Genomic DNA, 24,410 nt, shown 5'->3' with positions numbered 1-24,410 from the left:
TCCTTATAATTCAGTATACTTTTTACTTGTTCCTTTCGCCTTCTCAACAGGATATTTCTTCTCATTCTGATCAATCTTTTCATTGATAATCCGGTCCGGATCAAGATCCAGCTTGTCGGAAAGAAGAAGGCAGTAGTTCATTACATCCGCCAGTTCTTCCTTTACTGCCTGCCTGTCATAATGGTTTCCATCCCATTGAAAACATTCCAGCAGTTCACCAGCTTCTATCGAAATAGATTTGGCTAAATTTTCCGGACTGTGAAACTGGTCCCAGTCACGATCCTTTGTAAATTGAATGATACGCTTGATTGTTTCATCCGTAATCATTGTCATTTTCTCCTGCCCAAGCTTCTGTATATATTATCTTTGGATGTTCATCTATGATGATGCATGTTTCGAATGGTTTCTTCCACGCAGACAGAAAGTATCATGAAGATTCCACACACAGCACCCATATAAGGGCCCATGGGGCTGCCTGCATACTTTGCGCCAGTCTGTGTTAATTGGTAAATCGGAATGCCAAGCATTCGGACTGTCAGTGCACTTACATCTGTACGGTATGCCTTTGTGTAGCCATAATAGATGGCAATGCTCATGCATATCATAGCAAGTACAAATCCCACAGTCAGTGCAATCATGATTCTGATGTTTTTCTTCTTCACCAGCCAGCCTTCGGATGATGCAAAGCTATTGTATCATTAAAGTCCCTGCTCTTTCACAAAGGCATAGATATCATCTTCCTTGTCTTTGTCCTGCTTTGATATAGTGCCGACACTCATAGCATACAGAATGAACTCATCATTGCCATCCAGACCGAATGTCTGGTCTGCCAGTTTCCCATTTACAGCGCCAATGGCACATCCGCCAAGCGAAATGCTTGCTGCAGAAAGGTAGAGATTCTCAGTGATGTGGCCAGCATCTGCCATGATCATCCTGCCGGCATAGATACCATATCTCCATTCTGCTCTGTAACATACATAGCCGTAGTAAAAGACAACATTTGCCTTTGATGCCCAGACCTGGCCATCTAATGATTGAGAAATGAAGTCTTTCAGATCAGACACTGTTTTAAGCAGCTCAATGGAATGCGTCATCGGCAGGTAGTGGTAAAGACCGTCTTTTAAGCCTTCCACGTTCTGGATAGCCATATAGACTTCAAACTCATGGCGGGCCCCACCGCAGGGAACGGTTCGCAGTGTGGCATAGTGTTTTCCACGTATGCCTTTGATTCCCTGGGAACACCAGAGCAGATAGCTTACCTGCAGCAGGCTCATCTTCTGCTGTGTATACACACGGTGCGACTGACGGTTGTTGATCACATGCATGAAATCATTGTCAATCATAAGATCCTGATAGTTCACAGGCAGTTTGATGCTTTGATCCGTCATTGGTTCTTTGACCAATGGCGGCTGCGGTTTCTTCAGGTCCTGATCACTCTGATAATCCGGTACATCTTCCATCGGTTTCAGGAAATCACGGTTTGCCTGTATCAGCTTCTTGATTTCTTCTTGTGTCATTTTCAAAGCTCCGCAATTGCCTCAATCTCACACAATAGTCCCTTTGGCAGTGTTTTCACGGCAACACAGCTTCTTGCCGGCTTGCCTTTAAAGTACTTTGCATACACTTCATTAAAAGCAGAAAAGTCGCTCATATCCGCAAGAAAGCAAGTTGTCTTGATCACTTTGGTAAAATCACTGCCGCCTGCGTTTAACACAGCACCCACATTCTTACAGGACTTTGCGGCCTGGGCGGCAATCCCTTCCGGTGCCTTTCCTGTAACAGGATCCACGCCAATCTGACCGGATGTAAACACATAGTTCCCGGAAATATAGCCCTGGGCATACGGTCCAATCGCTGCCGGTGCATCTTTCGTAATAATCTCTTTCATATTCTTTCCTCTTTTCTGACTGAAGTCTTGTATGTATGCAGTATAGCCACAAAACTGCTGTCTGAGGCAAAGAAAAACCTGTCTCTCATATAGAAACAGGTCATCACTGATACGATGTTATGCAGTTGTTTTCTTCAGGAAGGCAAGTCCAATCAGTAATGTTGCGATATCTGCAGCCGCCTGTGCTAAGAGCACACCCCAATAGCCAAAGATGGCGGACAGCACAAGCAGGAAGAGGATGAGGAAGATACCCTGTCTGGAAATAGAAAGTACAAAGGCTGGCATGGCTCTGCCTTCTGCCTGAAACAGCGTTGTACATACCAGGACGATGCCGATGGCAGGTGTTGTTGCCATCATGCAGCGCAGGATGTTTTTGCCTGCTGTGACAACATCTGCCTGCTGGATGAACAACCGGATCAGCTGCGGGGCAAAGATCATGGATACGATGAGGAAGATGAATGCGGTGATGCATTCGACCATGATATCGAAGCGGATGACTTCGTTCAGTCTTGTTTTATCTTTGGCGCCATAGCTGTATCCCAGCAATGGCTGTGCACCGAAGGCAAAGCCAACCATGATCAGTACACTGACCATATTCACCTTTGCGGCAATACCATATCCTGCGATCTGACTGGTGCCATAGGGCAGCAGGAAACGGTTTGTTAACAAGACGGCCAGGCTCTGCATCGTATTGGTAATCGATGCCGGAATACCGATAACCAGCATTTCTTTGACCAGCTGCTTTTGTGCTTTTGCCTGATGTATGTCCAAAGACAGATAGTTTGCTCTGTGATGAATGACATACAGGAAGAGAATATCGGAGATCACATTACTGATCACAGTCGCAACCGCAGCACCGGCTGCCCCCATATGCAATGTGAAGATGAAGATCGGGTCCAGGATGATGTTGCATACAGAACCGATGATCGTACAGATCATGGCTGTGCCGGCAAAGCCTTCTGTCCGCAGCAGATTGTTGGGCACGATGTTGAGAATAATCGCCGGTGCACCAATGGCAATCCAGATGTAATAGGACATCGCATACTGGATCGTATCTTCCCGCGCTCCTAAAAGATGCAGGATCGGATAGCGCAGCAGCACCAGAACCAGTGCAGTGACGATGCCGGTGCCAATAGAGGCATAGATGGCAAAAGAACTCATCTTTGAGGTCTTGTCATACTCTTTCTGACCGAGAAACCGTGATATGGCTGTGCTTGCCCCCAGGCCAAAGATATCGCCAAAGGCAATCATCAAAGAAAAGATTGGTGCACACAGGGAAACACCTGCCACCAGTGATGTATTCTGAGTCTGGGCAATAAACCATGTGTCTACCAGATTGTAGACAAGAGAGACAACCATGCCCATGACTACCGGCAGGGCTGCTTTGAAATATGCCTTGTGTACAGGCATTGTTGTAAAGATTTCATTTTGCATATGGCCATTGTACTAAAAATTGAGTGATTTTGCTGTTGTTTCCGGCAGGCTGTGCATTGTTTCGCCATCTGCGCAGCATCTTTCTGCATGTCTTCCTTCACTCCTTCATAGTATGCTGTAATGATGCAGCTAATGCTCCATACAACGATCATGATTGGTGAAATGCGCAGAGTCTTCCAGCTTTCTCCCATTCCAAACAACGCCGAAATCTTCAGATCCTCTGTCATGTTTTCTTAATACAGCAGCTTTGTTTTCATCGCTTACAGACAGTCATGCAGGATGGCTTTGACATCCTCTTTCAACAGTGGAACATAGGCATTTGCCAGTCTGCCTCTGCCAGCATGCTCCGCCATCTCATCAAAGTGTTCTTCACCAATGCCAAGCTCCCTCAGTGTCATTGGTACACCTAGTGACGCAAAGAACTTCTCGGTTTCATCGATGGCCTTTTCGGCTGTTTCCTGATCATCAAGACCTGTGATGCCCCAGACATCTCTGCCATATTGGGCAAAGCGGCCAACCGACTTTTCATTAAGGATGTGGCGCATCCATCTAGGCGTGATGATGGCAAGACCAACACCATGGGTAACATCATAGAAAGCACTCAGTTCATGTTCAATCGCATGGCAGCACCAGCCGCCATAGGCACAGCCCTGAGAGAGAATCCCATTGCAGGCCAGCGATGATGTCCACATCAGTTCTCCTCTTGCCTGGGCATTGTCAGGTTCTCTGACTGCCACAGGCGCATAGCGGATCACTGTCTTGATCGCACCTGCCAGCATTTGATCTGCCAGATATGTATTATCTGGTCCAAAGTACTGTTCCAGCAGATGGGACATGATATCAATGGTGCCAGCTGCAGTCTGCTTTGCCGGTACTGTATACGTATAGGTTGGATCCAGAATGGACACCTTTGGCATGGTCAGCGGATTGCCGTAGCCAAGTTTCTCATTGGTATCCAGGTTGGTGATGACAGCACCATCATCATACTCACTGCCCGTCGCAGCCAGAGTCAGCACACTGACAAGCGGCAGAGCATTTTCGGTCTGGATGTTTTCAGACACCATCTTCCAGGGATCGCCGTCATAATACACACCAGCTGCTACAACTTTGGCACAGTCAATCACACTGCCGCCGCCAACAGCCAGAACCACATCAATGCCATGTTCCCTGCAGAGGGCAATGCCTTCTTTGACACTGGTGATTCTGGGATTGGGGGCAATGCCAGCCAGTTCATAGATTTCACAGTCTTTCAACAGATCATAAATCTGCTGGTAAATGCCATTGTGCTTGATCGAGCCGCCGCCATAGCAAAGCAGCACCTTCCTGCCAAATTTTCCAATTTCTTCAGGCAGATGCTCAATCTGTCCCTTGCCAAACAACACTTTTGTTCCAGCCTGATATTCAAAGCTTTCCATCTTATTTCCTCCTGTCTTGAATTGCCTGACTGCAGGCACTGATATATCGTTCCGTTAAAGCAAGCAGTTGTTTCTGTTCTGATCTGCTGAGATCTGACATTGCCTGTTCTTCACTTCCACGCACTGCTTTGACGATACTGCCAGCTTCCTTCTTTCCCTTTTTGGTCAGGTGAATCGTCTTGTTCCGGCGATCATCCGGCATATCGTCCATCTGAATCCATCCCTTCTTCAGAAAGAATGTCACCGCGGTATACACCGTCTGCTTGGGAAGGCTCCACATCTCTTTCAGCATCGTCTGCGTACAGCTGTCATGTGCACAGATCACTGACAATACCGAAAGACAGGATTCATTCAATCCGACAGACCTGGCATATTCGGCATATGCCGCATCCATGCGTGCATATATTCTTAATAGGCTTCTATCACATCAGATACGTTCTGCTTCATTGGTGCCTCATTAATACGATATTATGATAGGAATCGTTTATTACTGTTTTAAGGAAAGCGATCCAGTTTTAACTGCAGGAAGCTGATGCCTCTTCTATTTTCTGCTGGCTGGTATCACTTTCCATGCCATATCAAAGACCAGTCTGTGATCTGGTTTCAGATGATATTCCTCTAGTGGCTGTGCACCCCAGCTGTTATCACCGCCAACACCCATCTGTTTCAGGCTGCAGCGCACAACGGTATACCTGCTGGCAGGCAGCTCATATGGATGCTTGGCCTCTTCCAGCTGTGCAGGTGTATACGGAATGGCAGAGAAATCCATGCCGTCTTTCTGCATTGACATCAAGCGGACTCTGTTTCCTTCCTCATCTGAAATTTCAGCCCATCGAGTACCGTTATGATTCCCGGCTTCCTGTGGCACGATATAGGGCTGCACATTGTCCTTTACCGCATTGGCATACACATCGATCTTTGCATGATTGCGGTCGCAATAGGTTTCCGCCGGGCCGCGGCCATACCATTTCAGATGTGAGAAGGCCGCATCCCATTTCATCAGAATGCCAAATTCCGGCATGTCTGCCAGGCCTTCCTTTGGATCCATGACAGCCTCCATGTGCACCGTGCCATCCCCGTAGATCTGATAGGTCAGATCTGCTGTCTGTCCACCTGTACCAGGCAGCCAGTATTTCCATTTGATCGAAACACAATTGTCCTGTTCTTTGACAATGGGATATCCAGCAAACACCTGCTTTTCTGCCTCTGACATTTCCACTGGGAAGGCTGTCTGGTATTGTGATGCCAGTTTCCACATGCCCATTCTCTGCTGCATGCCATAGCCATTGTCATTCTGGGTTGGTGCCCGCCAGAAGTTCAGTCGTGGCACTGCCTCCAGCCATTCACGGTTTCCGGTCCGGCACGATGTCAGCCCGCCTTTGTTCTTTTCAAACAGGAAGTCAAAGCCATCACCAATGACTCCAATGTTGTAATCACCATGAATCACTTTCAGACTGCCGACATGCACTTCCTGTTTCATCTTGTTGGTAAATACACCCTGCGCCCAGCAGACTTCTGTACCCTCTGGATTCCATGGCGTATCGTGCTTCAGCTGCCAGCTGATGGTTTCTGTATATTCACCCGGTGCATCCGGAATTGTGATCGGATTGGAAATCTCTGCTGTTTCACCTGGCTTGACACATACGTGCAATGGCATTCGCTGCAGTACCATGCCTTCCTGTTTCAGCACAATCTCGGCATCATACGCATCTGTATTGGTAAACAGGGCATGGTTTGTGATCTGAATCGTATCCTTATTGATCACCGCTGTGATGTCCTGATAGACGGCTTTGACTTCCTGCATCTTGGCATATGGTTTATGCTCACCTGTCAGTAAGCCATCAGCAGAGAAGTCCGCATCATTTGGCCGCTCCAGAAAGTCGCCGCCATATGCCTGATACTCCTGTCCAAAGCGATTCTTTCTGCGAATGGTCTGGTCCACCAGATCCCAGATAAAACATCCCTGAAACAAAGGATTGCGATAGGCAAGTTCAATATATTTATGCAGACCGCCGGTAGAGTTGCCCATGGAATGGGAACATTCACACAGAATCATCGGCTTTTCAGGATGTTTTTGAAGGAACTGCTCACATTGGGCAGCTGGTGTATACATCTGTGATTCCATGTCGGATGTGCCATTGTACCTGCGGTCGTGCATGATGCCTTCATAGTGCACAGGACGGCGAGGATCCAGCTTGCGGAACAACTGTGACATTTCATAGATATCTTTGCCGCCATAGGATTCATTGCCAACCGACCAGATCAGGATGGACACATGATTCTTATTGCGCTGATAGGTGCTATTGACTCTGTCCAATAGCAGATCGAGCACTTCTTCACGGTCTCCAGGCAGTGCCTCAGACTGTGGTATCTTACCCTGCAGAACCATATCGAAAATACCATGCGATTCCAGATTGTTTTCGGCAATCATCATGATGCCATACCGGTCACAGTCTTCATAAATCCAGTGTGCATTGGCATAGTGGGAAGTACGCAGCGCATTGATGTTGTTCTGCTTCATGAGAAACACATCCTGCCTGATCTGCTTTGGATCTGGCACTCTGCCATGGTCACAGTCAAACTCATGCCGGTTGACACCCTTGAACACAACCCGTTTTCCATTCAGCAGGATCTGCCTGTCCTTGATTTCAATATTACGGAAACCTGTTTCCTGCATGATCCATTCTGTTCCGGTATATAACAGCAGCTGATACAGATGGGGTGCTTCTGCACTCCATAGCTTTGGCTGATCCACGATGCAGTCAAAGCTGACATGTTCTTTGTTTTCAACTGTCCCGGATGCGATCTCCCTTCCCTGATACAGCAGTTTCCAGCTTGTACAGCCAGAAGGCTGAGATATCTGCAGCTCTGTATGAAGCGTACCGATATTTTTCTGCTCGTTCCAGCTGCCTTCCACCTTGAGATCTTCAATGTGATCATGGGGAACGCTGTACAGCCAGACATCACGGAAAATCCCGGAGAAGCGGAACATATCCTGATCCTCCAGCCAGGAGGATGGTGTCCACTTGATGACCTGGACGGCAAGGCGGTTGATGCCGCCATGCAGATAAGGACTCAGCAGAAAGTCATGCGGTGTAAAGGAATCCTCGCTGTAACCAACATAGCTGCCATTGCACCAGAGAGCCATGCCGGATTCCACACCTTCAAATGAGATGCGGATTTCTTCGCTCTGCATTGCCTGCGGCACAGTGAAAAAGGTGACATAGCTCATGACCGGATTGTATTTCTCTGGTGTTTCCAGAATGTGCAGCGGTTCTCTGCCATCCCATGGATACTGAATATTATTGTAGGATGGCTTGTCATAGCCCTGCAGCTGGATATGACCAGGAACCTGAATCTCATCCCAGTCTGATACATCAAAGTCACACTGTTCAAAGCCATCCGGTGTACCGTCAAAGTTTTCTGCATAGTAGCACTTCCAGATGCCATTGAGGCACATCCGATACGATGACTTCTGTGCCTGCAGTTCTTCTTCACTTCGGTACCACACATGATCTGAATGTGCCGGCAGCACATTCTGCCTGCATGTTCTGACATTCTCAACAGTCTTTCTGATATCTTCTTCCATATGATCTTTCTCCCCTGATACTACTTGTATGACCATCATAGCCCGTGATGCTTCCAGACGCAATGTCCAGCCAAGACGTAAAAAACTGCCATCTCTGCAGTGCAGGGATAACAGTTCTTCGGCGTTATCTGGCGGCATGCCACTTGCTGCAAAGCATCTGAACAAAGTCAGGCGAATGCAGGAAGCTGGCATCCTTAGTCTGCAGCGATGAAATCTGCTTCATTTCTGTCTCAGACAGCGAGAAATCCAGGATGTGAACCTCCCCGCCTAAGTGCTGACGCACTATAGACGGGGCTTCTGAGGGCTTGTGTTCCCTCAGACTTACGTCTACACAAACGATACGGTAACAGCACAGCACACAAGCCGAAGCTTATGTGCCCATCTGTACTAACGTTTCGCAGACTTATGTCGGGATCGTCAGACTGTCGCAGGAAGCAGAGGGTACAAGACCCTGTTGATCTTCCATAGGTCAGCCAACGTCCTTTGGGTTCCACTCCCAATCCCAGAGACTTTTGTCATAAGATTGGGTGATTCCATAAACACCCCGCGGATAAAATAACGGGCTCCGATGTTGTAGCTGGCGGAAAGGTCGCAATTGTAGATCTTTCCGCTTTTGAATACACAGACGTCATATGGCGTATCTTTTGATACTTCTCTCCCTCGCCTGACACGCCCGCTTCCGTCATACGCAAGGCGGCTTGTACCCCACGCATTGACACGGGAAATACGAATCCCATAATGATGGGCAAGACTTTCTACGGTTTTCTGAATGTCAGCATGCTTCCACATGGCAAGCTTCTGCTTCTTACTGCCACGTTTTTTGCCTTTTGTATTAAGATGTGTAATAGTTAAATGAAAATGTCACCTTTCTGATTTTTTGAAAATGTCACCCTTTTACGGGATGGATATCAGTATTTGAGTAGAATGCCTCATTGGAGGTGTTCTATGAAGAACGATAAAGACAAGTCCGGAGCGTTGAAACTTCTGATTCAGAAGCAGAGCGATCCACATATCACTTACCAAGAGATAACTGAGAAAACTGGTTACAGTAAGAGACAGCTTATACGGCTTGCGGGGGAGCTGAATGAAAAGGATATGCAATCTATCCTTGTTCATGGTAATACCGGCAAGAAGCCAGTAACGACTGCCTCCGACCAAGAAGTCAGTTACTTAGAAGAATTCAAGAAAGCATATCCAAGCATTACCATAGCACAATTCAGAGATATCTACCGAGAGGATGTAATCTGGGGAAGAGATCCTGAGAGGAAAGGAGATGCAGCGAAATATGGACTGAAGGATAGAAGTAAATCTTGGTTCAGAGATCTTTTCGTACGAGAAGGTTGGAAGTCACCAAGTGCCAAGCCGATTCGAACAGATGGTTCGCATGTATCGCATCCAATTCGTAGGCCGAGAGACCGCCGCGGAGAGCTGATCCAGATTGACGGCACTCCATATGATTGGTTTAACGATGGCAGAGCTTACGCACTGCATCTGGCAGTAGATGATGCAGGAACCGAAGTGCTCGCAGGATGGTTCATGCCTACAGAGTGTACCAGAGGATATGCACGCATGATGCGTCTAATCCTTGAAAAGTACGGTGTTCCGATGGCAACATATTCTGACAAGGATTCTGTCTTCAGAAGTGTTAAATCCGGAAAGCCGTCACAGTTCGCGGACATGCTTGCCCGTCTTGATATCAAGATGATCTTTGCCAATTCACCACAGGCTAAAGGACGTGTAGAGCGGTACAACGGCACTGCTCAGGGACGCCTTCCGAATGATATCATTCGATTCCATATTCCACATAACTACAACACGCTGAACCGCTGGTTTAATGAGAAGTACATTCGTTATCTCAACGCAAAGTTCTCATTCCCGGTTCTGGATCCAGTCGATGCATTTCGTCCGCTTCCGACAGATTTTGATTATTCTGCCGTGTTCTATGCGGAATATCCAAGGACCATGAGAAACAATATGTTTTCGATGGGAAACTCATTATATGAAGCCTTTGACGCTGATGGAGTAATGTTCGAAATCTATCAGAAGACACCTATTACTGTGAAGATTGATGCCTTTACTGAAGAAATGTACATCAATCGATATGGCAAACACTACAAATGCGTAAAGGTGGGCGAGCGTAGAAGAGATCCGATCTATGAAGCGGACAGTCAGAAGGACGTACAGCGCATCCTCAGTGTTCTGGAAGATCATAGAAAGTAGTATTCGTGACAAAACAGTAACAATTAACAAACGGTGACAAAATCAAAAAATCTTAACACTTTTGTATTAAGATGCTCCATGACAATAACGTCACATTCATACGCAATGGCAAAGTTGACAATCTCCCGCGCGATCTGATGTGCAAGATTCGCATTTCTTCGTTTTGCAATATTCCAAAGCCGTCCGGAATCATGTGATCCATGCAGAGACTGAAATACAGATACACGATGCAAGGCATTGTTCACAGAGTCTTTTTCTCTTCCGCGCATAATGAACTTACGCGCCAGGACAGTACCCTCAGAGTCCATGACGCTGCATACCGCATCTGTATTTACGCCAAGGTCAACAGAACAGATCTTCTGCTCCGATACAGGCTTTGCGGATAATTCTATAGTTTCCGTTACCACAAGTCTCAGATTCCAGCAGCCGTGCTTCTTTTCCAACACAGGAGCGGAGATTTCTCCATTTCTACCTCTCTTATTGAGATAGTCCACATCCGTTTTGGAAAGACGAACGGTATCCCATACCCAGTCGTTATTGCGGAACACCTTGATCTTTGCTGCATAAGGCAGCACTTCGCCAGTTTCTTTGTCTATTACCGGCTTGTATGTGTTGCCGCGATACAATGCCGGCATCCGATGACTGCAGGCATCCAGCTTTGGCACTTCTCCTTTACAGCCGTTTTCCTTCCAGTTCTTCAGTGCTGACTGATAAGCAGAAACGATGCCAAGTGCCTGTGTAATAGCGGCTCTGCGATAATAAGATGGAAATTTTGGGAACCTCTGATCGAAGGAATCAGATGAAGAAAACCCATCAGAAGAATGAATCATGCATTCAAGCATTCTCTGACGCCTTTGCAAGCTATTTGCTTCACACAGGGCTTCCCAATTTTCAAGTGCAGGGTGAACAAGATAGGAAACGGCATTCGAAAAGAGATCTGCTGTTCTTTTCAGTGCATCATAGTCATCCCGAATACGCACCCCATAGCTGCCAACAACCTGCATTATTTATTTCCTCCTATGCACAGTATAACATGTTTAGTGGTAATATTGTAGAGGAGGAGACACTATTATGGATTATTACACTGAATATCATAAGAACAGGCACGCAATCTACAAACTTCAATACCATTTGGTTGTCGTTACAAAAAACAGACATTCAGTGCTTACAGAAGAACTCTCGAATCGGCTGATCCAGATCAGCCGCAAAGTAATAGAAGACGATTGGAAATGCCGGGTATTGGGAATTAATACGGACAAAGATCATGTTCATATTCTTTTTGAAGCGTCCCCTCAGACGCAGCTCTCTAAATTGGTGAATAATTATAAAACCGTTACTTCCCGGCTGCTAAGGAAAGAGTTTTCGTCCGCATTAGAAAAATATGATTGTAAGGATCGATTCTGGTCTGACAGCTACTTCCTGAGTACCGTATCAGAGACTACAGAAGAAGCAGTAAGAATTTATATTCAGGAACAGGAGAAGCGTGATAATGAAGGATATCGCCGTCATGCAGGAAGAAGAAAGGCGGCTAACCCCGCCTAAACGTCTTTTACCGCTATAGACTGGGTATGCGCCGCAACTAAATCAAGATTCTGTTTCGTGCGTTCCAGATAAACGGATTTTGAAATGATGCCAATGCCTTTCTGCAGGCTGAAGCGCAGGATGATCTGGGCAGGTGTTTTGTGATGTTTTCCACTGATCTGTGTCACGATGGGATTTGTGAACAGACCGCCCTGTCCCAGGCCTAGTGGTCCCCATGCCTGAAAGACAATGTCATGGGCATGGCAGAAGGGAATCACATGATCGGCAGGATGCAGCGAATTGCTTTCATACTGATTCACCGCGAAGTATATCCGGTGGTGCCGCCAAAGCCGGAGTATTCCCTGACAGAGCGCAGAAAGACACTGAAGAAAGTGGTCTATAGTCTGTGTGAATGGGGCAGAAAAAATATGTCTGGAACATTCTAGCATGTTAAAAAAAGCAGAAGCGGTTAAGCTCCTGCGCTTTTTACTATGCCGTAATCTTTACCTGTATGCTGTCACCATCCTTTTTGCCTAACTGTTTCCGGATGGATTTCAGCACACCGATGATGTAGCAGATCTTGCCATGTTCATCCTTGACGCCCATATTGACGATACTGCCATCATAGGGGATACCGTCAAATTCGGCATGCACTCTGACCCGGCCTTTGCCAAACTCCCTGCGGATATCATACGGAAAGATGATGTAGGCACCGCCCTTGTCAGGAATCTCATGCAGGATGGCAGTAAACGAATATTCTTTCTGCATATCAGTCCCTGCACAGGGCAATGATCTCTTTCAGCATTTCATATGCTCTGTCAAAGGATGCCAGGTCAAGTTCCTCATCCGGTGTATGGGCACCATGTGCGATCGGCCCAAACGTAATGATATCCATTTCCGGATCCAGTCCCTTGAAAATACCGCACTCCAGACCGCCATGTCCCGCTGAAACTTCCAGCTTTCTGCCATGGGCAGCTGTCACTTTGGCATACTTTTCCCGCATCTGGCTAACTTCAGCATAATTCCATCCAGGATACCTTGCAGAAACTTCCATTCTGATGCCAAGCCGCTCTGATAATCTTTGCAGAATGCCAATCAGGTTATCCACCCCGCTTTCCAGGGCAGAGCGGATCAGTGTCTGCATATGTACCTTGTTTCCGTCCGTATGTACAATACCAAGATTCAATGATGTCAGGGTCAGCCCTTCAATGGCCAAAGAACGATGCTGGAAGCCGTTTGGCATCAGATAGATCATATCCAGCAGGGCTGCAGAAGAGTCGTCATCTGCGTGCTGCAAAGGCTTTGAACCCGGCTTACAATCAACCTGAAAGCCAGGATCACTGATGCGTAATTCTTCCCTGATCGCTGCTGCACTTTTTTCCACAGATGCCTGCAGGCAGGATACATCTGCAGGTGTTGTAAAGATATATTCTGCCTCTCGGGTAATGGCATTATCCTTACTGCCGCCTTCCAGTGATACAAGATTCATCCTGATGCCATTACGCTGTGCTTCTTCCAATATTCTTGCGGCAAGGATATTGGCATTGCCGCGCTCTTTGTGAATTTCGCCGCCGGAATGGCCTCCCTGCAGGCCATATACATGCAGTACATAACCAGGATCACTGTTTTCTGCCATATGCATGTTATAGTCAAGATTCACATCACAGCCGCCGGCTGAAGAAGCAGCCGTAACCACTTCCCCGCCGCCATCCAGACTGATCAGCCGATGCCCGTGCAGATCTTCTTTATGAAGCTTTTCCGCTCCCAGCAGACCAATTTCCTCCATCGTTGTAAAGATACATTCCAGCGGCGGATGGGCAAGACTGTCATCCTCCAGAATAGCAAGCATATAGGCCACACCCATGCCATCATCTGCACCAAGGGTGGTACCTTTTGCTTTTAACAAATCGCCATCCACATACAGATCCAGCGGATCCTTGGTAAAGTCATGATCACTGTCAGCTGTCTTTTCACATACCATGTCCATATGCGCCTGCAGAATCAGCACAGATGCATTTTCATACCCCCTGCTGGCAGGCTTGTCAATTGTGACATTCCATACATCATCCTGATGCCAGACAAACCCGTGATCCCTGGCAAACTGCACAACAAAATCAGAAATTGCTTTCTCGCTGCGTGAACCACGCGGAATCTTTGAAATTTCATCAAACCAGTAACACTGTCTTTTCTGCAGATCAAATTCCATCGTTTTTCATCTCCTGTTTGATCTAATGATATGACGAAAGATAAAAGATGCCCAGACACAGAAAAGAGAAAAGCTGGCAAAGATCCTCCGTCACATAATCTGATGTAATTTCTTTCATACGGGAAACAGCCACATACAACATGTCCATCAGTGAAGGAAAAAGCCGGATCACCAGTATTCATCATGGTTTTCCGGCATTGTGGAAGAACAAACTGTCAAAGATTTTTACATTCGCGCCCCGGCAGCAGTCATGCCGGGTTCTTTTATTCATCTGCCGCCTGCTTTGTTATACAAAAGACGCTGCTTCAAAGGGGAAGGATCAATGCCTAGTGCCTCCATGATCCTGAAGGCAAAGGGATATGGCGTTGCCGGCCCTTGTGAGGTAACAAGGTTGTGATCCCATACTGCCGGGGCATCCACAAAGTTTCCATCTGTCAGCACCTTGTCATAGCCGGTATAGCCGGTAACGGTTTTTCCTTTCATGACACCTGCCGCATGGACAACCTTTGTCCCGGAACACATTGCCCCAATCAGCTTATTGTGATCATTGAACCAGCACAGAGTATCCATAACCTCACTGTTTTCCATCAGTTTCGTCCAGGATGCCCTGCCGCCAGGCACAATGATGATGTCACAGTCCTTTGCCTTTTCAGCATCAAATGGTTCATCTGCCCTGATATCCATTCCCTGCATGGAATGCACCCAGAGATCCTCATGAAAGCAGAACTTCGTAACGGATACACCAGCCCGGCGCAGCAGATCTGCAATCTGCACAGTTTCACTTTCCTCAAAGCCTTCCATCATCAATACTGCTGCCTTCTTCATGCCTGCTCTCCTCCCTCATCAAATGCCTTTTCATAAACCATTCTCTTCTTCACTGGTTCAGGATCCACGTCCAATGCCTCCAACAGGGCAAAGGCAAACCGCCAGGCCAGTGCCGGGCCCTGTGAAGTAATCAGATTGCCATCACTGACAACCAGTTCATCACGCCATGTTCCATCTGTCAGCCTGTCCCTGATACCTGGATAGCTCGTATAGCAATGGCCCTTCAAAACCCCTGCCTTCTCAAGAGCCAACGGTGCCGCACAGATTGCTGCAATGATCTTCCCCTCTCTGTTCATCTGCTGCAGCATTTCCTGCAGCTGCCTGTCTTCACACATATTCTCTGCACCCTTGTATCCACCAGGCAGAATGATCATATCCGCCTGTGCATCCATACTGCTTAGCACATGATCTGCCCTGATCACATTGCCCCACGCACCGGTGACATCTCTGTTCTGCAGTGCACACAGCTCACATTCAACTTCCGCTCTGCGCAGCACATCCGCAATTGTCAGTGCTTCTCCTTCTTCACATCCATCCGGTAAAATCAAAACTGTTTTCTTCATTTCCTTTCCACCTCCCTGCTGCACATGTAAGAATACGCATCCAAACACAGATCATGCGATATTTCCAGATTGTGGAAAACATTCATATTCCATGTGCTGAACAGACCTTGCGAAGGTAAGATGAAAGCAGGAGGAATTTGTTATGATCTATGGAAAGCCAGCTGTTATTCTGCTGAATGAAATTGCCAGTGAAAGACCTGATTCGGCCAATGCAGCAATTGCCCGCTGGCTGCTGCACCAGTCAGATCCTGACCAGCTTTCCATCAGAGCAGTTGCGGATGGTGCCCATGTCGGCATCGCATCTGTTTCCCGCTTTGTCAAAGATATTGGCTTTGAAGACTTTTCCTCTCTGCGGGACATGCTCAAAGAAGGGTTGGACAAGCCGGAGCCTGTGAAAAAGGTGGATCAGGATGCCAGAATTGTGTTAGAGGAAGAGATTACAGCCGGCATCAGGCTGGCCAGTACCGTAAACATGCAGGCAGTGAAGCAGTGTGCAAAGGCTATTGCCCGCTATCAGAAAATCTGGGTGTTTGGCTTGATGAAAGCAGAGGCAGCCGCGATCTGTCTGGCGGATGATCTGTGCCTGGCAGGCAAAGACGCAGCGACTCTGTTTTCCCATACCCAGCAGATGGCATGCATCAAAGCAGTCGGAAAAGATGAACTGATCATTCTGTTCAGCTATACAGGCAGCTACTTTGACATCAATGAGACAGAAAATGCACAGCTGCACATCCATGCCCCGGTGATCATGATCAGCGGCGGGAAAAACATGTATCCAAATCTGACAAGTTTATTTGTGCCGTATCCATCCCGCCTGGACAAGGCCAGCCATCCATATTCACTGATCTACATGGCAAATCTGATCATGCAGGCATACCTGGAAGACAAGCGCTGAGCTTGTTTTCTTTTTCTTTACCATACCTTTACGCATTCTTAATCAATAGACTGTGTCATATCCTGTATAATATAGACACTTACAGGAGATTGTCTCATGGAACTTACCATATCACATTTACAGAAATCTTTTACCGGAAAGCAGGTACTGAAAGATCTCTGTCTGCAGGCAGAAAGCGGCAGTGCTTTAGGACTGCTTGGCCGCAATGGTGCCGGCAAAACGACAACAATCCGTATCCTGCTGGATCTTTTCCCCGCGGATGGCGGTGAGATTCTGCTGGATGGAAAGCCGATTGATCGAACAAAAATCAGGTTTGGCTATCTGCCGGAGGAGAAAGGACTGTATCCCAAGAAAAAGATTCTGGATCAGCTGATTTATTTTGCGCAGCTGAAGGGCATGGCATATTCTGATGCAAAGACGCAGTGCATGGCATGGCTGAAGAAATTTGGCCTGGATGCATATGCAAATAAGAAGCTGGATACCCTTTCCAAGGGCAACCAGCAGAAGACGGCCTTGATTACCGCACTGGTTCATGATCCGGACATTGTTATTCTGGATGAGCCGTTCTCGGGGCTGGATCCGGTCAATGCCCGGGTGCTGGAAGATGCTGTGCGGGAAGAGATTGCCCGTGGAAAGATTGTGCTATTCTCCGGCCATCAGATGAATTATATTGAAGAGTTCTGCAACAACATTGCGATCCTGCGGGATGGAAAGATTGTACTGTCCGGATCTTTGCATGATATCCGTGCTTCCTATCCGCAGAACAGGCTGCTTGTGCGCAGTCAGAATATCAGCAAGATTATTGAGAAGTATGACGCACAGCCGTTTGAGACAAATGGTGCCGTCATCACGATGGAACAGGAAGCTGACAAGCATGCTTTGATGCAGGAACTGAGTGAAAGCTATGATCTGGATGAGATGCGCATCATGATGCCGACACTGGCAGATATCTTTGTGGACTATGCTGGAAAGGAGGCCAAGGCATGAAACAGTTTGGAATCATTCTGCGCTTTGAGCTGAAAGAAATCTTTTCCTCCAAGGCATTCAAAGCTGTGACCATCATTGCGGTGATCATCATGGCATTGATCATGTTTGTGCCAAAGCTCATCAAGACCATCCTGACACCTTCTTCCTTAAGCAATAATACGATTGCCGTCAGTGCTGACTGGGATACGATGAATCAGACCGATGTCACTGCGATCCAGTCTGCGATCACAAAAGCACTGCCGACCGATGATGTACAGTTTGTCACAGATGATGCGGACACGCTGCAGAAACAAGTCAAAGATGAAGAGCTGGATGGCGCTGTCATGATCAATGCGGCTAACTTTTCCCGGTATACCTACTATGTCAAGGACCAGTCCATGTATGATGCCAATACAGAAGCATTCGACGGCATCTTCACGACTGCCCTGCAGCAGAAAGCACTGGAAGAAGAGAATATGTCTGCTGCCAAGGCAGGTGCGATTCTGTCATTGAGTGCCTCTCATGATATTGTCAATCTTGGTGCAGACATGTCCACTTCCTTCATCTATGCCTATATCATGGTCATGGCACTATATACCGTCATTGCCATGTATGGACAGATGGTTGCCTCAAGAGTGGCGGCCGAAAAAGATTCCCGCGCAATGGAATTACTGATCTCCAGTGCTTCGCCGACTTCACTGATGTTTGGCAAAGTCATCTCAGCATGTCTTGCCGGTATCTTCCAGATAGTCGTTATCTTCGGCTCTGCCATTCTCTTTGCAAAGATGAACAGGTCCGTCTGGGCAGGCAGTCCTCTGCTTTCATCCATCTTCAACATTCCCGGATCACTGCTTGGCTATATGATCATCTTCTTCCTGCTGGGACTGCTGATCTATGCCTTCCTGTTCGGTGCCATCGGTTCCACCGTATCCCGCATCGAAGACCTTGGCACAGCCATCACGCCGATCACCATGATCCTGGTCATCTGCTTCATGATTGCCATGTTCTCTATGTCATCCGGCAACCTCGACAACACCTTCATCAAGGTATGCTCGTACATCCCGTTCACCTCACCAATGGTCATGTTCACAAGAATTGCCATGACCACGGTACCTGCATGGGAAATCATGATCTCCATCGGCATCCTGATCATCTCGGTCTTCCTGGTTGGCAAACTGTCCGCCAAGATCTACCGTACCGGTGTCTTGATGTATGGTCAGAAGATCAAGCCTGTCACATTATTGAAGATGATCTGGAAAGCATAAGAAAAAGGGCAAACGCCCTTTTTTGGTATATATGCTTACTTGTGTAAAGCATACTTGTAGATCACTTCGGCCACGCCATCCTCTTCACAGGTATGCTCTGTGATCACATCACACAATGGTTTCATTTCCTCCACTGTGTTGGCTACACCCACGCCAAGGCCGGCATCCTGGATCATACTGAGATCATTGTAGTTATCGCCAATGGCAATGGTGTCCTTGATATCAATGTCAAGAATGCTGGCAAGATGCTGAAGGCCGGTGCCTTTATTGACGCCTTTCTTATTGAATTCCAGATAGCGGTTGGAGGAATAGCTGACATCCATGTCTGCTGTCATGGGTTCCAGTTCTTTGGCAATCCTGTGCAGATAGTCAGTATCTGTGTTTTCATACAGGCACTTGACGATGTCCTGCCCTTTCAGAAAAGACAAGTCATCATGATCAAACTCGGTAAATGCCTGTCTGCCATTCAGATAATCCACTTCACCAGGATTCATGTTATATGCCCATACCGTATCCAGCGTATAGATATGCTGGCAGACATTGTACTGCTTTCCTTTGGTAAACAGATCATTTGCCTGATCCCAGCTGATTCCTGCAAAAAAGAGCAGCCTGTCATCTTCATTGCGGGTGATGGCACCGCCATTGAACGAGATTACATAAGAGCCAGACCGCCTGTACTGGCCGATCTCTTTCAGTGTGCCTTCCGCGGTCCAGAACGGCCGGCCGGTTGCACACACAAAGATGCCGCCGGCAGCCTCAAAATCCGCAATGGCCTTCCGGTTTCCCATTGAAACCGTCTTGTCTTTCCGTAACAATGTCTCATCCAGATCACATGCAATCAAACGATACATACTATTATCTCCTTTATCTGCTTTCATTTTGCGTCTGGGCACTCAAAAACGCCAGATATGATTGCATTTCTCCTCCTGCCGCAAAGATGCTTGTGTGACGGCGGCAAGAATACTACTATGTAACTGTTTACAGGAAAAAGGAGATCTCCTATGGAAAGAAACGAGAAGATCATGATGGCTTCTGATTATCAAAACAGTGCCCATCCCGCCATTCTTGCTGCTATGGCAGCCTCGAACGAGAAAGCGATGCCAGGATATGGCACGGATGAAATCTGTGCACAGGCCAAGGAACATATCCGCCGGGCATGTGACTGCAGGCATGCGGAAGTAGAGTTTCTTGCCGGCGGCACCCAGGCCAATGCCGTTGTCATCGGGGCGCTGCTGAAGCCATATCAAGGTGTGATTGCGGCAGACAGCGGTCATGTCAGTGTACACGAAGCCGGTGCCATCGAGCATACCGGCCATAAGGTACTTCCGCTTCAGGGAAAATGCGGCAAGATCAGCGCAGCTCAGATTGAAGCATGCATGCAGGAATATGAACAGGATGATAACCATGATCACATAGTCATGCCGGGCATGGTCTATCTCTCCCAGCCGACCGAGTTTGGCACGCTATATTCCAGAAAGGAACTGGAAGAGATCAGTGCTGTATGCCATAGGTATCATCTGCCTTTATATGTGGACGGGGCAAGACTGGCCTATGCCCTGGCAGCCAAAGTAAATGATGTAACCCTGCCCGATCTAGCCAGACTGTGTGATGTCTTCTACATCGGCGGCACGAAATGCGGTGCCTTCATTGGTGAAGCCGTTGTCATCCCGGATCCCCATCTGATTCCGCACTTCTTTACAATCATCAAGCAGGATGGAGCCCTGCTGGCCAAGGGATGGCTGCTTGGCATCCAGTTTGATGAGCTGTTCAAAAATGATCTCTACATGCACATTGGTAAAAATGCGGTTCAGTATGCAGAGCAGATTAAGCAGGAACTTGTCAAAGATGGATACAACTTGTACTTCGACTCCCCAACCAACCAGATCTTCTTCGTCATTGCAAATGATAAACTGGAGACATTAAGCCAGAAAGCAGTCTACAGCTACATGGAGAAGTATGATGAAACACATGCTGTGATCCGCTTTGCGACAAGCTGGTCCACAACAAAAGAAGATGTGGACAAACTGTGCCAGATCATCCGGGAAACACGATAAGCAAGATACAACAGATCATCGCTGTCAATGCAGCGTATCATCTGTTGTTTTTTCATTCAGTTTTCTGCCTTCTCAGACAGTTCCATCCACCGTTCTTCCATCTCATCCATCTGACTGCGGGCTGTTTCCAGATCGGCACTGATCTTCTGGATCTCAGGATAGTCAGTAGCATTGTTCAGCTGCTCTTCCAGATCCCTGACGTTCTGCTCTGCACCTGGAATCTCTTTTTCCAGCTTTTCCAGCTCTTTCTTTTCCATATAGCTCAGACGGTTGGAAGGCTTGGGTGCACTAACCTTTCGCACTTCCTTATTCTTTTCTTTCTCTTCACTCTTTTCCGCCGCCTGTGCATCCAGATAATCAGAATAGCTTTCCTGATGAATTTCAATCGTGCCATTGTTAAAAACAAACAGTCTTTCTGCAATCCGATCCAGGAAATAGCGGTCATGCGATACAGCTAATACCGCACCCGGGAAATCCTGCAGAAAGCTTTCCAGGATGGTCAGCGTATCGGTATCGAGGTCATTCGTCGGTTCATCCAGAATCAGAATATTCGGAGACTGCATCAGGATACTGCAGAGATACAGTCTTCTCTTCTCACCGCCAGAGCACTTTTTGATCGGCTGATACTGCTTTTCTTTAGGAAACAGGAATCTTTCCAGCATCTGGCTGGCTGTAATGGTTTCATGATCTGCAGTTGTGATCGTATGGCCAAAGGATTCCAGATAGTCCATGACCCGTTCATCCTCTTTGAACACTTCATTGTGCTGGGCAAAATAGCCGATCTTGACCGTTTCACCAATACGCACCGTACCTGTATCCGGTTTGATCTGGCCGACAATGACCCTTAACAGTGTGCTTTTGCCGCACCCATTGGGGCCAATGATGCCAATGCGGTCATGATGCTGCACTTCATAGCTGAAATGACAGAACAGCACATGATCTCCATATACCTTTGAAACATCCTCCAGCAGGATTGTATTGCCGCCAAGACGGGTAACACCAGCCTGTAACTGCAGTGTCTGTTCCTGCGCAGGATCTTTGATCGCGGCAATCTTTTCATACCGCTGGATTCTGCTCTTCTGTTTTGTGCTTCTTGCCTGGGCTCCGGCACGGATCCATGCAATCTCATGGCGCAGGTAGTTTTCCCGCTTGGCCCGGGAAGCTTCGGCCTGTTCCCTGCGAATTTCACGCTGTTCCAGATAATCCGCATAATCACCTGTATAGCAGTAGAGATGTCCCCTGTCTACTTCAACAATGTGATTGGTAATCCGGGCAAGGAAATAGCGGTCATGGGTGACCAGTACCACGGCTTTGTCCGATTTCATCAGATACTTCTCCAGCCAGAGAATCATCTGCTGATCAAGATGATTGGTCGGCTCATCCAGAAGATAGAGATCTGCCTTCCTGATCAAAGCAATGGCCAGAGCAAGACGCTTCTTCTGACCACCTGACAATACATCTGTCATGGCATCATAATCTGTCAGGCCAAGCTTATTCAAAATGGACTGAATCTGGTAATCCTCCACCTTCTCTTTCAATGCATCTTGGACTGTCTGAAAGATTGTTCTGCCTGAAGGAAACTCACTTGCCTGCGGGCAGTAGGAAATCACCAGATCCTTCTTTGCTGTGATCTCACCCGTATCCAGCTTCTGCTTCTGGGCCATCACGGCAAGAAAGGTACTCTTGCCGGCACCGTTTCTGCCAACCACACCCCATTTGTCACGGTCATTGACAACAAAGTTCACATGATCCAGAATCGGTTCGGTATTATATTTAAAACTGGCATTTTCCAAAGACAGTAACATGTTCCACCTCAATTCCTGTGTTATTGTACACGATCCAAACAAACCTGCACCAAAAGGAGGCACCCATGACACTCTATGACAATTACATACGTTATGCCAAAGGAGATATGTATCCGTTTCATATGCCCGGGCATAAGCGCAATACAGAGCTGATGCACATGATGAATCCGTACATGTTTGATTCTACTGAAATCACAGATCTCGATGATCTGCACAATCCAGATGACAAAGCAGGATGGATTCAGGATTCCGAGAAGCTGGCCGCAGAGCTGTTTCACAGCAGATACTCTTTTTATACGGTCAATGGCTCTACCGGTGCTTTGATTGCGTCTGTACTTGCTCTTTCAAAGCCGCATCAGAAAGTACTTGTGGCAAGAAACTGCCACATCTCAATCTACAATGCCATTACCCTGGCACAATTAGATTCCATTTATCTCTGGCCCAAAATGGACAGGGATGGCATCTGTGCCTCCATCCAGCCAGAGCAGATCCAGCAGGCCTTCCAGGATCATCCTGACATTGCTCTTGTCATCCTGGTATCGCCAACCTATGAAGGTGTATTGTCAGATATCAGCGGGATCGCTGACATTGTCCACAGCCACAATGCAAAGCTGTTGATTGATGAAGCCCATGGCGCCCATCTTGCCTTAGATCACAGATTCCCAAAGAGTGCCGTTGAAACAGGAGCGGATGTCGTTGTGCAGAGTCTGCATAAAACGCTTCCCTGCTTAACACAGACTGCCATATTACATGTGTGCTCAGACAGAATGGATCCCAATACAATCAGAAGAATGATTGCGGTGGAGGAAACAAGTTCACCAAGCTATGTACTGGTATGCAGCTGTGATCAGTGCATTCATCTGATGAAGGACCATGGCAGAGAATTGTTTGATGCATACTGGCAGAATCTGCAGGAATTTGATAATGCCATCCAGCCGCTGCAGCACCTGCATGTTGTCTGTCATGGCAAGGATAAAGACAATCATCCGGATTTTTATGCCTTTGATCCAGGCAAGATTCTGATCAGCACCAGAAGAACAAATCTTACCGGACCAAAACTGGCAGAAATTCTGCGGAATACGTATCATCTTGAAACAGAATACACCCGCATGGATGCCGTACTTGCCATGACAAGTGCAGCCGATCGTGATGAAGGCTTCCAAAGACTGGAAGAAGCATTGCTGGAAATTGATGCAGAACTGAAAGCGCAGGAAGATCACCAGAATCCAATCTCACTGCCAGATACCATTACCACCGGTACACTATCACCATGGCAGGCCATGGAAAAAGAGGCTGAAAATGCAGAGCCAGACAAAGCCATTGGCAGAATTGCAAGAGAAGCCGTCTTTGCCTATCCGCCTGGCATTCCCATTCTTGTGCCGGGGGAAGTCATTACCAAAGAACAGCTTTCCTATTTGAAAAAGATGCAGAATGCCGGCCTGCAGGTCGTTTCCGCAAGTCATGGCTTTCCGCATCATCTAGAAGTGTGCCGCTGAAGACGATGATCTGTATTTCTATATGCCGTCCTCCAATTCTGATCGATGAAGTACAGCGGGTACCAGATCTTTTTCGAACCATTAAAATGGCATGTGATGAAGCATGCTTCAGAACCGCTTGCAGGAAGAGCTGCGATGGTTGAACCTGCACCGCTTTCTCTAAGTGAGATGATGAACGGCTCATTTCGTGACCCCTTCATGCCAGCATGGTACATCTTAAATAGGGTAGAGTGAGCCGCGTTAGCGGCTCGACCCTCCCGTTGCACCG

At 47.4% G+C, this 24,410-nt stretch carries 25 protein-coding genes; 9 read left to right on the top strand and 16 right to left on the bottom strand.

The genetic code is table 11. The features are described from left to right. Nucleotides 1-3 precede the first annotated feature (3 nt). The 8 genes from DHU66_RS04410 to lacZ form a co-directional block, all read right to left on the bottom strand. Nucleotides 4-327: a nucleotide pyrophosphohydrolase gene (locus DHU66_RS04410; protein ID WP_209451737.1), complete on the bottom strand. Its 324-nt coding sequence runs from the start codon at nucleotides 325-327 to the stop codon at nucleotides 4-6. A gap of 47 nt (nucleotides 328-374) precedes the next feature. Further along, on the bottom strand, nucleotides 375-662 hold the full coding sequence (locus DHU66_RS04405) for a DUF5963 family protein (RefSeq protein ID WP_167836253.1): 288 nt from the start codon (nucleotides 660-662) through the stop codon (nucleotides 375-377). Nucleotides 663-698: 36 nt separating this feature from the next. Then, nucleotides 699-1,517 (bottom strand): SagB/ThcOx family dehydrogenase, encoded by an 819-nt coding sequence (locus DHU66_RS04400; protein WP_108774676.1) that lies wholly within the window; start codon nucleotides 1,515-1,517, stop codon nucleotides 699-701. Between the two features lie 2 nt (nucleotides 1,518-1,519). Further along, entirely contained in the window at nucleotides 1,520-1,888 is a 369-nt protein-coding gene (locus DHU66_RS04395) for a Rid family detoxifying hydrolase (RefSeq protein WP_108774675.1), read from the bottom strand. 117 nt (nucleotides 1,889-2,005) lie between these two features. Continuing rightward, nucleotides 2,006-3,322, bottom strand: coding sequence for an MATE family efflux transporter (locus tag DHU66_RS04390; RefSeq protein WP_108774674.1), 1,317 nt, complete (start codon nucleotides 3,320-3,322; stop codon nucleotides 2,006-2,008). Nucleotides 3,323-3,582: 260 nt separating this feature from the next. Continuing rightward, complete coding sequence (locus tag DHU66_RS04385; RefSeq protein WP_108774673.1) at nucleotides 3,583-4,737, bottom strand: iron-containing alcohol dehydrogenase; 1,155 nt, start codon at nucleotides 4,735-4,737, stop codon at nucleotides 3,583-3,585. A gap of 1 nt (nucleotide 4,738) precedes the next feature. Next, nucleotides 4,739-5,131 (bottom strand): MarR family winged helix-turn-helix transcriptional regulator, encoded by a 393-nt coding sequence (locus tag DHU66_RS04380; protein WP_108774672.1) that lies wholly within the window; start codon nucleotides 5,129-5,131, stop codon nucleotides 4,739-4,741. A 147-nt stretch (nucleotides 5,132-5,278) separates the two neighbouring features. Further along, nucleotides 5,279-8,326 (bottom strand): beta-galactosidase, LacZ type, encoded by a 3,048-nt coding sequence (lacZ, locus tag DHU66_RS04375; RefSeq protein WP_108774927.1) that lies wholly within the window; start codon nucleotides 8,324-8,326, stop codon nucleotides 5,279-5,281. A gap of 28 nt (nucleotides 8,327-8,354) precedes the next feature. Between lacZ and DHU66_RS12010 the strand changes: the two genes are divergently transcribed. Together DHU66_RS12010 and DHU66_RS04365 are read left to right on the top strand one after the other, a co-directional pair. Beyond that, the gene (locus tag DHU66_RS12010) at nucleotides 8,355-8,537 is read left to right on the top strand and encodes a hypothetical protein (RefSeq protein ID WP_135358299.1); all 183 of its coding nucleotides are present in this window, start codon (nucleotides 8,355-8,357) and stop codon (nucleotides 8,535-8,537) included. A 734-nt stretch (nucleotides 8,538-9,271) separates the two neighbouring features. After that, on the top strand, nucleotides 9,272-10,546 hold the full coding sequence (locus tag DHU66_RS04365) for a DDE-type integrase/transposase/recombinase (protein ID WP_167836252.1): 1,275 nt from the start codon (nucleotides 9,272-9,274) through the stop codon (nucleotides 10,544-10,546). A 23-nt stretch (nucleotides 10,547-10,569) separates the two neighbouring features. On the opposite strand, the gene DHU66_RS04360 is transcribed toward DHU66_RS04365, so the two are convergent. Continuing rightward, nucleotides 10,570-11,550: a hypothetical protein gene (locus DHU66_RS04360; RefSeq protein ID WP_108774669.1), complete on the bottom strand. Its 981-nt coding sequence runs from the start codon at nucleotides 11,548-11,550 to the stop codon at nucleotides 10,570-10,572. Between the two features lie 67 nt (nucleotides 11,551-11,617). On the opposite strand from DHU66_RS04360, the gene tnpA reads away from it, so the two are divergent. After that, complete coding sequence (gene tnpA / locus DHU66_RS04355) at nucleotides 11,618-12,088, top strand: IS200/IS605 family transposase (protein ID WP_108774668.1); 471 nt, start codon at nucleotides 11,618-11,620, stop codon at nucleotides 12,086-12,088. Here tnpA and DHU66_RS04350 read toward each other — a convergent pair. Continuing rightward, the gene (locus DHU66_RS04350; RefSeq protein WP_425349070.1) at nucleotides 12,085-12,426 is read right to left on the bottom strand and encodes an aldo/keto reductase; all 342 of its coding nucleotides are present in this window, start codon (nucleotides 12,424-12,426) and stop codon (nucleotides 12,085-12,087) included. The genes tnpA and DHU66_RS04350 overlap by 4 nt on opposite strands. Between DHU66_RS04350 and DHU66_RS12620 the strand changes: the two genes are divergently transcribed. After that, nucleotides 12,346-12,513, top strand: a complete 168-nt coding sequence (locus DHU66_RS12620; protein ID WP_425349069.1) for a winged helix-turn-helix transcriptional regulator — start codon at nucleotides 12,346-12,348, stop codon at nucleotides 12,511-12,513. The two genes, DHU66_RS04350 and DHU66_RS12620, sit on opposite strands and share 81 nt — an antisense overlap. 43 nt (nucleotides 12,514-12,556) lie before the next feature. Here the strand turns inward: DHU66_RS12620 and DHU66_RS04340 are convergent, their stop codons facing one another. From DHU66_RS04340 to DHU66_RS04325, 4 genes are all read right to left on the bottom strand, one after another. Continuing rightward, the gene (locus DHU66_RS04340; RefSeq protein ID WP_108774665.1) at nucleotides 12,557-12,835 is read right to left on the bottom strand and encodes a DUF1905 domain-containing protein; all 279 of its coding nucleotides are present in this window, start codon (nucleotides 12,833-12,835) and stop codon (nucleotides 12,557-12,559) included. 1 nt (nucleotide 12,836) lies between these two features. Beyond that, on the bottom strand, nucleotides 12,837-14,273 hold the full coding sequence (pepD, locus tag DHU66_RS04335; protein ID WP_108774664.1) for a beta-Ala-His dipeptidase: 1,437 nt from the start codon (nucleotides 14,271-14,273) through the stop codon (nucleotides 12,837-12,839). Nucleotides 14,274-14,540: 267 nt separating this feature from the next. After that, nucleotides 14,541-15,098, bottom strand: a complete 558-nt coding sequence (locus DHU66_RS04330; RefSeq protein WP_108774663.1) for a DJ-1/PfpI family protein — start codon at nucleotides 15,096-15,098, stop codon at nucleotides 14,541-14,543. Next, entirely contained in the window at nucleotides 15,095-15,661 is a 567-nt protein-coding gene (locus tag DHU66_RS04325) for a DJ-1 family glyoxalase III (RefSeq protein ID WP_108774662.1), read from the bottom strand. The genes DHU66_RS04330 and DHU66_RS04325 overlap by 4 nt, the downstream gene beginning before the upstream one ends. Nucleotides 15,662-15,803: 142 nt before the next feature. Here DHU66_RS04325 and DHU66_RS04320 point away from each other — a divergent pair, with 142 nt between their 5' ends. From DHU66_RS04320 to DHU66_RS04310, 3 genes are all read left to right on the top strand, one after another. Next, nucleotides 15,804-16,556: a MurR/RpiR family transcriptional regulator gene (locus tag DHU66_RS04320; protein WP_108774661.1), complete on the top strand. Its 753-nt coding sequence runs from the start codon at nucleotides 15,804-15,806 to the stop codon at nucleotides 16,554-16,556. Between the two features lie 96 nt (nucleotides 16,557-16,652). Continuing rightward, entirely contained in the window at nucleotides 16,653-17,543 is an 891-nt protein-coding gene (locus tag DHU66_RS04315; protein ID WP_108774660.1) for an ABC transporter ATP-binding protein, read from the top strand. Beyond that, nucleotides 17,540-18,787, top strand: coding sequence for an ABC transporter permease (locus DHU66_RS04310; protein WP_108774659.1), 1,248 nt, complete (start codon nucleotides 17,540-17,542; stop codon nucleotides 18,785-18,787). Before DHU66_RS04315 ends, DHU66_RS04310 begins: the two co-directional genes overlap by 4 nt. A gap of 35 nt (nucleotides 18,788-18,822) precedes the next feature. Here DHU66_RS04310 and DHU66_RS04305 read toward each other — a convergent pair whose 3' ends face one another. Then, nucleotides 18,823-19,638, bottom strand: a complete 816-nt coding sequence (locus DHU66_RS04305) for a Cof-type HAD-IIB family hydrolase (protein ID WP_108774658.1) — start codon at nucleotides 19,636-19,638, stop codon at nucleotides 18,823-18,825. A 150-nt stretch (nucleotides 19,639-19,788) separates the two neighbouring features. Between DHU66_RS04305 and DHU66_RS04300 the strand changes: the two genes are divergently transcribed. Then, nucleotides 19,789-20,841 (top strand): threonine aldolase family protein, encoded by a 1,053-nt coding sequence (locus DHU66_RS04300; protein ID WP_108774657.1) that lies wholly within the window; start codon nucleotides 19,789-19,791, stop codon nucleotides 20,839-20,841. A gap of 56 nt (nucleotides 20,842-20,897) precedes the next feature. On the opposite strand, the gene DHU66_RS04295 is transcribed toward DHU66_RS04300, so the two are convergent. Then, the gene (locus DHU66_RS04295) at nucleotides 20,898-22,646 is read right to left on the bottom strand and encodes an ABC-F family ATP-binding cassette domain-containing protein (RefSeq protein ID WP_108774656.1); all 1,749 of its coding nucleotides are present in this window, start codon (nucleotides 22,644-22,646) and stop codon (nucleotides 20,898-20,900) included. Nucleotides 22,647-22,711: 65 nt separating this feature from the next. On the opposite strand from DHU66_RS04295, the gene DHU66_RS04290 reads away from it, so the two are divergent. Beyond that, nucleotides 22,712-24,142 (top strand): aminotransferase class I/II-fold pyridoxal phosphate-dependent enzyme, encoded by a 1,431-nt coding sequence (locus DHU66_RS04290; RefSeq protein WP_108774655.1) that lies wholly within the window; start codon nucleotides 22,712-22,714, stop codon nucleotides 24,140-24,142. The last annotated feature ends 268 nt before the right edge of the window (nucleotides 24,143-24,410 follow it).

Origin of the sequence: Lactimicrobium massiliense (assembly GCF_900343155.1) — a bacterium.
Lineage (GTDB): Bacteria > Bacillota_I > Bacilli_A > Erysipelotrichales > Erysipelotrichaceae > Bulleidia > Bulleidia massiliensis.
This window is presented reverse-complemented; position numbering and strand designations above follow the sequence as displayed.